This window comes from Psychrobacter sp., assembly GCF_030454045.1.
Lineage (GTDB): Bacteria > Pseudomonadota > Gammaproteobacteria > Pseudomonadales > Moraxellaceae > Psychrobacter.
The window spans coordinates 1-13,774 of sequence record NZ_JAKDJE010000076.1 but is presented as its reverse complement, the minus strand read 5'-3'; the positions used below and the strand labels follow the sequence as shown (position 1 = coordinate 13,774).

Below are 13,774 nucleotides of genomic sequence, written 5' to 3'. Positions count from 1 at the left end.
TCTAGTCATAACACTATGATTGTCAATTATTCTATATATGTCAACACACCCTAGCCACTTCTGCGCTTTTTACTCTCAAATCTGCTGGTTGATTCACTCATCATTTGACTGAATACCATAAAAAATGACTGTATATAATGGCGCACTATTACTGTTAATGATCCGAGGTTTTCATGTCTACCCTTAATGCGATGCCAGCTTGTCTTTATATCGTTGCCACGCCAATTGGTAATTTGAGCGACATGACGCCACACGCGATTGATGTATTGAAACAGGTCGCCATCATTGCTTGTGAAGACACGCGCACCTCAGGTAAGCTTTTATCGCACTTTGGCATTGAGACTAGAGGCAGTAGAGTCGATGAAGCCAAAAGCCATATCGAAAATGAGGATGAGACCTCAAATCAAAAAGGCCACAATAAGTTATGGGCTTACCATGAGCACAATAGTGCCATTCAAACACCCAAGATTATTGAGATGATCGAGCAAGGTCACTCGGTTGCTTTGATCAGTGATGCAGGCACGCCATTGGTCAGTGACCCAGGCTATCAGCTGGTTCAAGCCGCGCACGAAGCAGGAGTTGCCGTATCTCCCATCGTTGGCGCATCCGCTGCCATTGGCGCATTATCAGTGGCAGGATTACCGTCTGATCGATTTAGCTTTATTGGGTTCTTGCCCGCCAAAACCCATGGTCGTCAAAAGCAGCTAAGCGCCTTAACCTCACGTACTGAGACGTTGATATTTTATGAAGCACCGCATCGTATCGTATCTAGCCTCGAGGATATGGCCGCAATATTTGGGACAGACCGTGCAGTGACATTTTGCCGTGAGTTGACCAAAACCTTTGAAACCGTACATAAAAGCACGCTTGGCGACTTGGTCGAGTTTGTCAAAGCCGATGACAACCAACAACGCGGTGAGATAGTGGTGGTTGTGGCTGGCGTCGCTATGGCAAAAGATAGTGACGACATCAGCACTCATGATACATTACTACAGCGTTTGCTCGAGGATCTGTCTGTCAAAAAAGCCGCGGCATTGGCTGCTGATATCACTGGTGTAAAAAAGAACGCGCTCTATCAGCGTCTGCTGGAGCTACAGGCTGGATAATTCCAACGATAAAAATCAGGGTTATAAATTCATTGAGGAGAAGTAAGCAATGTACGACGTAATGGCGATAGGTAATGCGTTGGTGGATCACGAGTATAGGCTGTCAGATGCAGCATTAGAAGAGACTGATCTGACCAAAGGAAACATGACGTTGGCTGGTATCGAGGAGCAGCAACAATTGCTTGCCTACTTCCAGCTTGCAAATATTGCCCCATCAAAACAAGCAGGTGGCGGATCAGCTGCCAACACGATGTTCACCTTTGCTAGCCTCGGTGGCAAGCCGTTCTATGCATGCCGCGTCGGTGATGACGATCAAGGGGCATTTTACCTCAGAGACTTGCACGAAGCAGGCGTTGCCACATCAGACAAATCTATCCACGAAGGCGGTGTGACAGGCTCTTGCGTGGTCGCTGTGACAGAAGATGGTGAGCGCACCATGCAAACCTATCTTGGCACCTCAAGCGAGATCATGGCTGACAATGTCGACTTCGACGCGTTGACACAAGCTGACTGGCTATATCTTGAGGGGTATCTGGCGATGTCTGAGAGCATCCAACCCGCGATGACTCAGCTGCGTCACCAAGCCGGTATTCATAATGCAAAAATTGCCGTAAGCTTTGCTGATCCTGCGGTCGTAAAATTTGCCAAAGAAGGCTTGCTCAATATGCTGGGCAATAAGGTTTCGGTGATATTTTGCAACAGTGAAGAAGCCAAACTATTCACCGACAAAAAACAAGTCAAAGCGGCGGCGCGCGCCCTGCTTGAATATTGCCAAACAGCGGTCGTCACTGATGGTGCCAACGGTGCGGTCATTGCCCATAGCCCGAGTGATGCAGCAGAGATTGAAGTCTATGAGGTTGCAACGCCAGTAGTGACCAATGTTATCGATACCAATGGTGCAGGTGACAACTACGCAGGTGCCTTCTTGTATGCGCTATCGCAGCATTATAGCTTGCCAGAGTGTGGCCGTCTTGCCAGCGAAATATCGTCGCAAGTCATCCAGCAGTTTGGACCACGTCTTGCCTCGCAGGATTACCGAGATATCGCTCAGCGTGTACTATAGTTACTCATCTCTAAATCAGAGATGGTCATATCGTAGTAATTCATGTGCCGATGCTGTCTCGTAATGATATTGAAACAATTATTTTGGCCCATTCACTACTATGTGCGTTGGCCGCATAAAAAAGCCCACATCGGTTTGATATGGGCTTTTTTTATGAATCAGCAAAAAGAATTTACTGATATCCTCACACTTTTGTATTATTCAGCAGCCAATGCTTGGGCAAGATCGGCTTTGATGTCTTCGATATGCTCGATACCAATCGACAATCTGACCATATCTTCACTAACGCCAGCTTGCTCTAGCTCTTGTCCATTTAGCTGACGATGCGTCGTCGAGGCAGGATGGCAAGCCAATGACTTGGCATCCCCAATATTTACTAAACGCGTAATCAGTTGTAGCGCATCGATAAAGCGTGCGCCTGCCTCCAAACCACCTTTTACCCCAAAGGTCAAAATGGCAGAGGGTGTGCCCTTCATATATTTTTTGGCAAGGTCATGTTCAGGATGGTCAGACAGGCCAGCATATTTTACCCAAGCGACCTTGTCATGATCGCGCAAGTATTCTGCAACGGCTTGTGCGTTTTGTACATGACGCTCCATCCGTAGGCTCAGCGTCTGCATCCCTTGTAAAATACTAAAAGCATTGAGCGGACTAAGCGCAGAGCCCGTATTGCGTAGCGGTGCGACACGAGCACGCGCGATGAAGGCAGGCGCGCCCACGTCTTTGACAAAGTTCACGCCGTGATAACTGGCATCTGGCGTGTTCAGTAATGGGAAGCGCTCAGGATAATCGCCCCACGCAAACGTACCACTATCGACAATCGCCCCACCAATCGATGTCCCTGTACCGCTCATATACTTGGTGAGTGAATGGATAACAATGTCCGCTCCAAACTCAAACGGACGACAAAGCGCAGGGGTCGCAACGGTATTATCGATCACTACTGGTACACCATATTCGTGAGCGATATCACTGAGCGCCTGAATATCCACGATATTACCCAGTGGATTGCCGATACTCTCTGCAAATACCATCTTGGTCTTATCATCGATCAAATCACGAATGGCTTCTGGATTTTTGTGATCAAAGAAGCGCACCTCGATACCTTGACGCGGCAACGCATGCGCAAACAAATTATAAGTCCCGCCATAAAGAGTCGATACCGCAACGATATTGTCGCCTGCCTCACAAATCGTCTGAATGGCATAAGTGATGGCAGCCATACCAGAAGCGACTGCCAGCGCTCCGATACCCCCTTCAAGCGCAGCAACGCGTTCCTCTAGCACTGCATTGGTCGGGTTCATAATACGCGTATAGATATTGCCTGCGACTTTTAGATCAAACAGATCAGCACCATGCTGAGTGTTATCAAACGCATACGAGCTAGTATGATAGATAGGCACAGCCACTGATTTGGTCGTTGGCTCAACACTATAGCCAGCATGAATCGCTAAAGTCTCAAGACGCTGAGCGTGCTCTGATTCTTGAGCTGGTTGTTGTCCTGCTTGTTCATCACTCATGCTACCTTCCTTTGTATTGATCAAAAATTTGCGGATTAAAAATATGGCCTATAAAAGTCATCTTAAAAAAGCCACTTGCCAAATCATAGCAATAAAAAAAGCTGAGTTCATCATAACTCAGCTTCTTTAGGAAGAAAACCATCTATTGTTGACAGCTTAATGCTTGATTGTCATAAGTGGCCAATAATGGCTTATTTGTAGTACGCATTCTCTGTACGCGTGTGATCCGTATCATCGACCACTTGCGTCAGCTCTGGTATCTGCTGTTTGAGCTGTACTTCAACACCTTGACGCAGTGTCATATCAACGGCTGAGCAGCCTTGGCAACCACCGCCGAATTTTAAGACTGCAGTTAGGCCAATGCCTTCTTCTTCAATCAGCTCAAGCAACTGTACATCGCCACCATGCGCCGCCAAGCCGGGGTTAATTTCCGACTGCAAGACATAGTTGATGCGTTCTTCGACGCTCGCGTCAGCACCCACTTTAGGCACCTTAGAGTTTGGCGCACGGAAAGTTAACTGACCACCGAAACGGTCTTTATTATAGTCGATAACCGCATCTTCTAGATAAGGCACCGAGGCCGCTTCGATAAAGGCTGAAAAATCATCATAGGTCAAACACAAATCAGCGCTGTCTTCTTCGCCTGGTTGGTTGTAAGCCATGCAGCACTCTGCGCGCGGCGTGCCTGGATGCTCAACGAAGATACGCACACCGATGCCATCAGTATCTTGCTTGGATAACAAATCCGCTAGATAACCTTGAGCAGACTCCGTAATAGTGATATTGCTTTTTGCTTCAACCTGCTCAGTATCTAATGCTGACTCATAGTCAGCGGCTTGATTTTGCTCACTCATAATGTTTCCTATGCATTGTGACACAAGCGCAATATCTATTATAGCGACCGTGTCGTGAATTTGAATTTTAAAATGGTTATGGCTTATATAAGACACCCAAGCTAACAATGATTCAGCATTATTATTGTATGGCATTGATAGCAGTCACTATAAAATAGCATTCGTCTATACCGTTATTATACCTGAATCAAGGAGTAATTCCGACCACGCTACTGTGAATTGCCGAGTAAGCGCTCTCAATGGTTGTCATTGATTTTTTTAATAATAAAAAGAACAACCAATCAGACGTCTAACACAAAAAATTTTATCCTCTATACCATTGTTGCTTATATTAAGACTGTCAACCCATTTATCAAGGATAAAACAGGATTAGCAATGGGTTTGGGCGTGTTATCTCATCAAAAGTGGTGACAAAAAAAGAAAGGTTCCCGCCAACCAAACGAAAGAACGCAGATATCATCCAACTATTAACCAGCTATTTGACAGCGTTTGATACGTTTTAACCCTTTTTAGTCCTTTTGTGTCTTTGCGTTCAGATTAAAGCTACATCTATTAAAATTAAACTCACATAACATAACTGAGTGGGACAGCTTGGTTGTTTAGACTCAATTTAGTGAAAAGACACCCCAAAAACAATAAGTAAAAAGGAATAGATTATGAAGTTATATATTATGCCAGGCGCGTGCTCGATGGTGCCACATGTGGCGCTTGAATGGACAAAAGAAGATTACGAACTAGAAATACTAGATCATGACTCTGTTAAATCAGACGCGTATTTACGCATCAACCCGCAAGGCTCAGTACCTGCCATCGTAGACGGCGATACAATCGTCACGCAAAATATTGCCGTACAGACCTATATTGATGCTAAGTATCCTGACGCTGATATTTTTGGCGCCAATGAGTCGCCTGCTCAGCGTGCAGAGATTATGCAATGGTTGGCTTTTATCAATTCAGACGTTCATAAGAGCTTTGCACCATTATTCGGCCCTGATGGCTTTGTTACAGATGAAACGGCGCAAGCAGACTTAAAAACACACATGAAGAAAAAAATCGTTGATTTGCTAGCGCACCCAAACAAGCAACTTGAAACGCGTGACTATCTGACAGGCACGAAGACCACAGCCGATATTTACCTCTATGTCATACTGACATGGGCAAAAAAAATGGAGCTAGATCTCTCTAGTTATAAGAACTTCAATGCTTTCATTAGCCGCATCGAGTCTGATGCTGGTGTGACTGAAGTGATACGCCAAGAAGGTATTAGTAAGATTGAATCGCTCTAAGCATTGGCAGTCATAGCTATTTTAGTTTTTGCCGTTTTTACATGGCAGCCTCTTTCATCATTGAGAGGGGCTTTTGCTATTACTGTGTTTGCAACACGCTCGTTCATAATGCGTAAAACATCTTTACACTTGTCAGAAAGTCATAGGCTGTGTCAGTATTAGCGTCATCATTTTTTAATCAACAAAAATAAGTCGTAGGAAGTTGGTGTCTATGAGTGAGTTATCAGAGCAGCAGTCAGATAAGCAAAACCCCGAGCAAAAAAACAGCACACATTACCGCTATTTGGTTTTTATCGGGCGTTTCCAGCCGTTTCATTGTGGGCACAAGGCAGTCATTGACGAAGCGCTCAAACGCTCTGATGAAGTGATTATGCTGATCGGCTCAGCCAACCTACCACGCAGCTTACGCAATCCCTTTAGCGTCGCTGAACGCGCTGCGATGATTAAGGGCGCTTATTCAGCAGAAGACGCCGCTCGCATCCATTGCGTCGGTCTAGACGATGCGCTCTACAACGATACGCGCTGGTTACAGTATGTGCAGGCGGGCGTCAAATCGGTGACGGGTGATTTGCAAACAGATATTGGCTTGATTGGTCATTCAAAAGACAGCTCCTCATATTACTTATCGCTGTTCCCTAACTGGGCATCGGTGTCAGTACCCAATTATCATAACCTATCAGCCACGCCTATTCGCGACAGCTATCTGATGGGCGCTACGCCAACACCTGAGCGTACGCCTGAGTCAACACGCAGCGTCCTCGATGCATTCAAAAAAACGGACGATTATCATCAATTGCATGAAGAAGCAGACTTTATTGATAAATACAAAAGACAATGGCAATCTGCACCCTATCCGCCGACTTTTATGACGGCTGATGCGTTGATTGTACAGTCGGGGCATATATTACTGGTCGAGCGACGCAGTATGCCAGGACGCGGACTCTGGGCGTTACCGGGTGGATTTTTAAACCCAAAAGAGACGCTATTTGATGCGTGTATTCGCGAGCTGCGTGAAGAGACACGTCTTAAAGTCCCTGAGCCTGTACTGCGTGGTTCTTGCCACAGCCAGCATACCTTCGACGATCCGTATCGCTCAGCGCGTGGGCGCACCATTACCCAAGCGTTTTACTTCCAGCTCAAAAACGATCCGAAAGGATTACCAAAAGTAAAAGGCGGCGATGACGCAACCAAGGCTTTTTGGCTGCCATTGGCAGAGCTGGATGCCAAGATGATGTTTGAAGATCATTATGCGATTATCACCAAAATGGTTGGCTTATAGTTTTTTAGTAAATGATTGCGTAAGCGATAGCTGTCTCAATCATTAATAAAAACCTCACTATTTATTTTGTTATTTTTATAGCAGTGCCGATAGACGGCGCTTAACCTGCTGTCACTGTTTTTAATCAAAACAGCGATAGCATTTCAAAGCAGAGGAGTTCTGTGATGTACACCAGTAATTTAAATAATTTAATCTTAAATAGCGACAGCTATAAAACCTCACATTGGGTGCAATACCCAAGTGGCAGTGAGTATCTGTCGAGCTACGTTGAGGCGCGTAAAGGCGACTACGATGTGGTGTTCTTTGGTCTACAGGCCTTTATTAAAGAATACCTGAGCACCCCTATCACCCATCAAGATATCGATGAAGCCGAAGCCGTTATCACCGCGCATGGTTTGACCTTTAATCGTGAGGGCTGGGAGCGACTAGTTGATAAGCATAACGGCTACTTGCCGCTGCGTATTGAGGCCATCCCTGAAGGCAGCATCGTTCCAGTATCCAATGTGGTCTGCCAAGTCATCAACACTGATCCTGAGTTTTATTGGCTGCCTAGCTATATCGAAACAGCGCTATTACGCGCAATTTGGTATCCATCGACCGTCGCCAGCGTCTCTCGCTACTGCAAAGAGATTATCCGTCAAGCGCTAGAAAAGTCAGCGGACAATACAGAGTCACTGCCATTTCGCCTACATGACTTTGGCGCACGTGGTGCGTCCAGTCAAGAAACCATTGCGCTCGGTAGTTTGGCACATTTGGTCAACTTTGCTGGGACTGACTCGATGACAGCACTGATTGCGGCTAGTCGCTGGTATCAGATGGGTAATGACATGCCTGCCTTCTCCATTCCAGCGGCGGAGCACAGCACAATGACCGCATGGGGACGTGATGGAGAAACCGCTGCTTTTCACAATATGATTAAGCAGTTCGGCGGCGAAGATAAAGCTTTTTCAGTTGTGTCTGACAGCTACGACCTATGGAATGCGATCGACAATATCTGGGGCGATGCCTTAAAAGATGAGGTCGAAAATATGGGTGGCACTTTGGTTATTCGCCCAGACAGCGGTGAGTCAACCAAAGTGGTTCGTGAGGCTTTAGAGCGTTTGGCGGTGAAGTTTGGTACAACTGTCAATAGCAAAGGCTATAAAGTGCTGCCTAATTATGTGCGCATCATTCAAGGTGATGGCATCAGCGCACAAAGCTTAAGCAAAATTATTGACGTGATAATCAAAGCAGGCTTTAGCATAGAAAACGTGACATTTGGTATGGGCGGTGGTTTATTGCAACAAGTCAACCGTGACACCATGAGCTGGGCGATGAAATCGAGCGCTATCTGTATCGATGGCACATGGAAAGATATTTATAAAGACCCTATCACTAGCCGCTCAAAGCGATCGAAAAAAGGACGATTGGCACTGGTACAAGATAGCAATGGCCAGATCAAAACCATCAAAGAGCAAGCATTGGGTAGACCATCAGACAACCTATTACGCGATGTCTATGTTGATGGTCAATTATTGATTGAGGATAGCCTTACAACTATTAGGGAGCGTGCAGGATGGTAGACACCAACAAACTGACATCTATAGCAAAAGATGTCCTACTTGCCCCTGTATATCTTTATCAAGGACGCAAAATCAAGCGTGAAACCGTTCGTCTGCCAGAGCCAAACGGTGAAAGGCACGGGATGATTGAACTATCCGAGCCGCCTGCTGATGGCTCAACCAAAGCTCAAGAGACGCTCAATTTGATGGTGGTGGGTGACTCGGCCGCAGCAGGTGTTGGCAGTCAGACTCAGCAAGAGGCACTGGTCGGCAAACTGATTCCGATATTGCAAAACAATGAGGTTATTCAATCAAACTTTGCGCGGCTCAATTGGTCATTACAAGCGACGACTGGTCATACCAGCTTTGATATTTTGCGCAGATTATATGTCCTCCCTACTCCTGACCAACCTATCGATGTGATGCTGCTGAGCGTGGGCGTCAACGACACCACCTCCAATGTGGCAGTCCACAAATGGCAACAGCAGATCGAAGACATCATCCATATTGCACAGCGTAAATTTGGCGTACGCGAGTTGATTTTTTTGAGCTTACCACCGATGGCGCAAATGCCTGCCATCCCCTCTCCGCTCAACAACTTCGTTGGGGCAAAGGCCTCAATACTTGATGAGATATTGCAAAAAGTCTGCGCTGCTCATGACGGTGTCAACTATATGGCAACTGACTTTGCCCGCATGATAAAAGAGCATGGCAATGGTCAGCCTATTGATATTGCCGTGATGTTTGCCAGTGATGGATTTCATCCGAGTAGCCTGATGTATGGTTATTGGGCACAGCAAATTGTAGAAAACATTACGCAGTTATTGGCTCCATCTGCCATTCAGGCTGATGACCAAACACACTCAAGTGTTAGTGCCTAAAAACACATGTGTTTAAAAACAAAAAAAACCGCTGAATAGTCAGCGGTTTTTTTTGTTTTTAAACACATTTACACCATAGGTATAAATTATTCAGCAGCGTCAGCAGCTTTCTTGCTACGGCCACCAAATGCACCAAAGCGTTTGTTGAAGCTAGCAACACGGCCTTCAGTAGAAGTTTTACGCTGCTCGCCAGTATAGAATGGATGCGACGCACTTGAGATATCAAGTGGGTAGTATGGGTATTCTTTACCTTCGTATTCACGAGTCGCTTTAGTCTTAGCGGTTGAACGAGTTAAGAAGTACACGTCAGCGTTTGTATCATGGAACAAAACTTCTTGGTAATCAGGATGGATATCTTTACGCATAATAAACTCTCTAGGTCCGATGTATGGCAATTTGCATCAACATCATGAGCGATGTCTCAAGCAAACGAAAACATACGTAACTGAGGCACTAAGGACATTATAAGTATGGCAACTGCGTCACTGGCTTATTCCAGCACAAAGCACCACTCTTCTGCTCACTTAGCCTTTCCCCAGCGGGAAAATTAAACCGCGATTTTAACGGTTTTTGTCACTCAACGCAAGCCGCAGTTGTGATAGAGATATGTGATAAGTTGTCACCAATACACAAATAGTGTTGAGATATGTAGAGGAACCTATTACAATAATTTGGTTAGTTAAATTAATCAATCAACTGGTTACATATAGATAATCTAACCACAGCTAAAGTAAGCTTATTTTGTTATCGATCTATCTTTAAGCTGTATGTTGATTTTTTTTACCAAAGGCGCGGCTATTTCTTGATGAATAAGCGTCAGACCACCACGACTATATAAGGATGCTTTAATGATAAACACTGCTACCAAAACCATTGTAAAAGCGTTACTAATCAGCTCAGCACTTGCTGTAACAACAATGGCAAGCGCGGCGCTACCGACTCAATGGCAACTAGACGACTCGCACACTCGCGTTGGGTTTTCAGTAGAGCACTTGGGATTCTCTACGGTGATGGGTCACTTCAGTGATGTCGATGGCACTGTACAGTTCGATCTAAAAAACCCAAATCAAACTCAATTTAACTTTGTTGTAGATACAGACAGTATTGATACTGGTTGGGAAGCCCGTGACGAGCATCTAAAAACCGACGAGTTTTTCAATGTTGAGAAGTACCCTACCATGAGCTTTAAATCCACTCAGGTTAACTTTATCAATCCACAGCAGGCAAAAGTAACGGGTGACTTCACCTTACTTGGTCAAACCAAGCCACTGACTCTCAATCTTACATTAAAGAAAATTGATGACAGTCCTTTGACCAAAGAACCTGTGGTTGGCTTCCGTGCAACAGGTAACATCGATCGTACAGCGTATGGTATGGACGCTTACTCACAAGGCATCACCACCAACGTTCCTATTCAGATAGATGGTGAGTTGGTAGAAAAGAAGTCAAAATAAGTCTTGTTAGCTTCTAGCATTTACTACTAGCCATAAAAAAGCAGCCTCTATGATAGGGCTGCTTTTTTGTCTTAAGCTACTTTTACCTTAAGATAATATCATGACACCTTATTTGGTTGGAATAACATGCCAAACGTCGAATTTGTTATCGCCGTCTTTGTCACCCATCTTTGTATCATTAGCATAGAAGTATAAAGGCTTACCGTTCATCGCCCATTGATACTTTCCATCTTCACGTTTGAATGCAGCAAACTGACCAGAAGGTTTTGCATTGCTTGGTGCTTGGAAAATTGGCCAAACAACCTGACAGGCGGCGCCGCAGTCTGACTTATTCATCGAATCTTTGTCATACGTATAAAGCGTCATGTGATTCGTTGCATCTACCAATACGCCATTTTTGCTAGCGACAGGAGCCGTGTTGTTGTTGGTTGCTTGCACTTCGTGCGTACCTGACATGTCATTACCCACGACGCTTTTTAGCGTCGTACAACCGGTCAGTGCTAATGCGCCTGTTAGTGCAGACAACATCATGATATTTTTCATAGTCACTTCCTTGTAATTTTTAATAATAAATTTTATGCGCTGTCTTTATGTTGATTGGAACAATGATAAAAACAAAACGTTTACCTCACTTCAGCAAAACAAATATAGCACAGGGTTTTTGGCTATCACGCCCATCCATATACAAACTTACAAAAGTGGCTAAATTTTACAAAACGATTAAATATAAAGGCTTTCGATTACCAAAAAATGACCAGCTTGGTGACTTCCTATTATTACTCTTCTTTTAGCCGTCACAAAAGACTTTATGTATATCGAGACCCGTTGACAAAACTCATGCATCCACTTACGTATTTGTCATCATATTGTCTGCAGTTCTTCGTAAAATAAACCTATAGAAATAAAGCATTACTACACAATAGAAAACACAATTTGTTTCTACTCACATCTATATATTGAACTTATATGTATTGAACTTAGTAACTGTTACACGCATATCAATAGTTACAAGACATTTAACGATTACACCGAGCATGGCCTGATGCAAATGCTACTAAGGATATAATGACGACAATGACTCAGTCTTCTAATAAAAATCACGCTCATTCTGTCAAACAAGATGATTCTTCTAAGGTGCTGTCTTATGGAGATTATCAAAGCTCGCCAATCAAACGTCCTACTAAACGCGTCGGTATTTTGGGCGGCGGTACTGCAGGCTCAACGATTGCCATTCGCCTCGCCGCACTAGGTCTTGAGACTTACTTGTTTGAGAAGAAAAAATCACTCATTGATGGTCCACCAATGTGTCACTTGCATGCTGGCGGCAACTTGTACCGCGAGATACCTGATGAAGATTGTGTGGCGCTCCTCAAGCAATGTATTGATATATTACGTCTCTATCCTTATACCATCGATGTTCGTCCTACTGTATTTGCGGTGCCGACACGCGATGAAGGACTGCCTGAAGACTTGCTGCCGCGTTTGGATATTTTGACAGAAGCTTATCAAGAGCTTATCGAGCAGGATGTCAACAATAAAGTACTTGGCGAACCTGAGGATTACTATCAGCTCTATAGCCATGAGCAGTTGCTTGAGTTGTCTGAGCGTGAGCAAGTTGAAGTACCAAGTACGGTTGATGAGTGGATGATACCCGTTGCCAAATATTTAGATTTGAACAAGGTCAAATTTCCGCTGATTGTCGTACAAGAATATGGCTGGAATATCTTTCGCTTGGCGGCTTCTGCGCAGTTGGCGCTTGAAGAATATGATCATGCCCATGTCTTTACTGACACCACAGTACAAAAAGTAGTCCCTGTGGATTGTGAAAACTGCACCAATGCCGATCACCATGTTACCAAATGGCGCATTGACTATCAGCAAGCAAACGACTCTCAAGCTGAATCTATCGAAGTCGATTATTTGGTCAATGCTTGCGGTTTTCGCACTGGTGTCATCGATGACATGGTCGGTGTTGAAGTCACGCGCATGGTCGAGTTTAAATCCTCTTATGTCATCCATTGGGGCGATGCAGGTGGACAGATACCTGAGATTATTGTTTATGGTCAACGAGGTACGCCCGAAGGCATGGCGCAGTTAACCCCCTATCCGGGTGGGTATTTTCAGATACATGGCATGAGTAAAGCCATTACCTTATTTGATGACGGTCTGGTCGCATCTAGCTCAGACAGCGCTCAGCCTAAACTACCACAGCAATACGTACACTATATCGAGGATGGCTGGGACAAAGCGCCGCTACAAGCGCGTAGCCAGCAGGCGATTGAATATGTGGCTGAGTTTGTACCGACGTTCAATAGTGCACGCACTGTTGGCAATGCGCTATATGGTGGGCAGCAAATTCCTGGAGAAGATGATACGTTGCGAGTGGCTGACGTAAGCTTGTATTCTAATATACGTTACGCTCGTGCAGAAAATGTCAAAGCATCTTCGACTTTGATCGCCTCTGATCAGATAGTGAATGAGCTGACGACGCTCGGATTGATACAGAACGATACGCCAATGAATCGTAGCCGCTACGCACACGAATGGTCGTACTTGACACATAACGATGGTCTGGCTGTTGATAAGGTTGCACGTGTACTCGCTGAGCAGCGTGGCTTTCCTGCTGCAATGGCAGATGTCAATCACAGCATTCGTGATGCCACGCTAAATGATCTGGCACCGGCTGACGTCTAGTAACGTTATCCCCTGCTACATTGTATTTGTCATAGCAATTAGTGGTGTAATGGACATTATTCATGCTGGCGTAGGCTCTAAAGCTATATACTGTCT

General features: G+C 45.0%; 12 protein-coding genes. 8 read left to right on the top strand and 4 right to left on the bottom strand.

Annotation, left to right across the window (positions count from 1 at the left end):
* Nucleotides 1–173: 173 nt before the first annotated feature.
* Both rsmI and L0G63_RS11635 read left to right on the top strand, forming a co-directional pair.
* Complete coding sequence (gene rsmI, locus L0G63_RS11640; RefSeq protein WP_301450809.1) at nucleotides 174–1,106, top strand: 16S rRNA (cytidine(1402)-2'-O)-methyltransferase; 933 nt, start codon at nucleotides 174–176, stop codon at nucleotides 1,104–1,106.
* Nucleotides 1,107–1,155: 49 nt separating this feature from the next.
* Nucleotides 1,156–2,169 (top strand): adenosine kinase, encoded by a 1,014-nt coding sequence (locus tag L0G63_RS11635; protein ID WP_301450808.1) that lies wholly within the window; start codon nucleotides 1,156–1,158, stop codon nucleotides 2,167–2,169.
* A gap of 197 nt (nucleotides 2,170–2,366) precedes the next feature.
* On the opposite strand, the gene L0G63_RS11630 is transcribed toward L0G63_RS11635, so the two are convergent.
* Both L0G63_RS11630 and nfuA read right to left on the bottom strand, forming a co-directional pair.
* Nucleotides 2,367–3,689 (bottom strand): O-acetylhomoserine aminocarboxypropyltransferase/cysteine synthase family protein, encoded by a 1,323-nt coding sequence (locus L0G63_RS11630; protein WP_301450807.1) that lies wholly within the window; start codon nucleotides 3,687–3,689, stop codon nucleotides 2,367–2,369.
* Nucleotides 3,690–3,880: 191 nt separating this feature from the next.
* Nucleotides 3,881–4,543 carry a Fe-S biogenesis protein NfuA gene (gene nfuA, locus L0G63_RS11625; RefSeq protein ID WP_301450806.1) on the bottom strand — a complete coding sequence of 221 codons (663 nt, stop codon included), beginning with the start codon at nucleotides 4,541–4,543 and terminating at the stop codon, nucleotides 3,881–3,883.
* Between the two features lie 656 nt (nucleotides 4,544–5,199).
* On the opposite strand from nfuA, the gene L0G63_RS11620 reads away from it, so the two are divergent.
* The 4 genes from L0G63_RS11620 (at nucleotide 5,200) to L0G63_RS11605 (ending at nucleotide 9,530) form a co-directional block, all read left to right on the top strand.
* Nucleotides 5,200–5,829, top strand: a complete 630-nt coding sequence (locus tag L0G63_RS11620) for a glutathione S-transferase family protein (RefSeq protein WP_301450805.1) — start codon at nucleotides 5,200–5,202, stop codon at nucleotides 5,827–5,829.
* Nucleotides 5,830–6,040: 211 nt separating this feature from the next.
* The gene (locus L0G63_RS11615) at nucleotides 6,041–7,108 is read left to right on the top strand and encodes a bifunctional nicotinamide-nucleotide adenylyltransferase/Nudix hydroxylase (protein ID WP_301450804.1); all 1,068 of its coding nucleotides are present in this window, start codon (nucleotides 6,041–6,043) and stop codon (nucleotides 7,106–7,108) included.
* A gap of 164 nt (nucleotides 7,109–7,272) precedes the next feature.
* Nucleotides 7,273–8,670, top strand: a complete 1,398-nt coding sequence (locus tag L0G63_RS11610; protein WP_301450803.1) for a nicotinate phosphoribosyltransferase — start codon at nucleotides 7,273–7,275, stop codon at nucleotides 8,668–8,670.
* The gene (locus L0G63_RS11605) at nucleotides 8,664–9,530 is read left to right on the top strand and encodes an SGNH/GDSL hydrolase family protein (protein WP_301450802.1); all 867 of its coding nucleotides are present in this window, start codon (nucleotides 8,664–8,666) and stop codon (nucleotides 9,528–9,530) included. The genes L0G63_RS11610 and L0G63_RS11605 overlap by 7 nt, the downstream gene beginning before the upstream one ends.
* Nucleotides 9,531–9,616: 86 nt before the next feature.
* Here L0G63_RS11605 and L0G63_RS11600 read toward each other — a convergent pair whose 3' ends face one another.
* Entirely contained in the window at nucleotides 9,617–9,895 is a 279-nt protein-coding gene (locus L0G63_RS11600) for a type B 50S ribosomal protein L31 (protein ID WP_058025130.1), read from the bottom strand.
* A 483-nt stretch (nucleotides 9,896–10,378) separates the two neighbouring features.
* On the opposite strand from L0G63_RS11600, the gene L0G63_RS11595 reads away from it, so the two are divergent.
* The gene (locus L0G63_RS11595; protein ID WP_301450801.1) at nucleotides 10,379–10,984 is read left to right on the top strand and encodes a YceI family protein; all 606 of its coding nucleotides are present in this window, start codon (nucleotides 10,379–10,381) and stop codon (nucleotides 10,982–10,984) included.
* A 108-nt stretch (nucleotides 10,985–11,092) separates the two neighbouring features.
* Here L0G63_RS11595 and L0G63_RS11590 read toward each other — a convergent pair whose 3' ends face one another.
* Nucleotides 11,093–11,527 carry a hypothetical protein gene (locus tag L0G63_RS11590; RefSeq protein WP_301450800.1) on the bottom strand — a complete coding sequence of 145 codons (435 nt, stop codon included), beginning with the start codon at nucleotides 11,525–11,527 and terminating at the stop codon, nucleotides 11,093–11,095.
* 522 nt (nucleotides 11,528–12,049) lie between these two features.
* Between L0G63_RS11590 and L0G63_RS11585 the strand changes: the two genes are divergently transcribed.
* Nucleotides 12,050–13,678, top strand: a complete 1,629-nt coding sequence (locus L0G63_RS11585) for an FAD-dependent oxidoreductase (RefSeq protein ID WP_301450799.1) — start codon at nucleotides 12,050–12,052, stop codon at nucleotides 13,676–13,678.
* The last annotated feature ends 96 nt before the right edge of the window (nucleotides 13,679–13,774 follow it).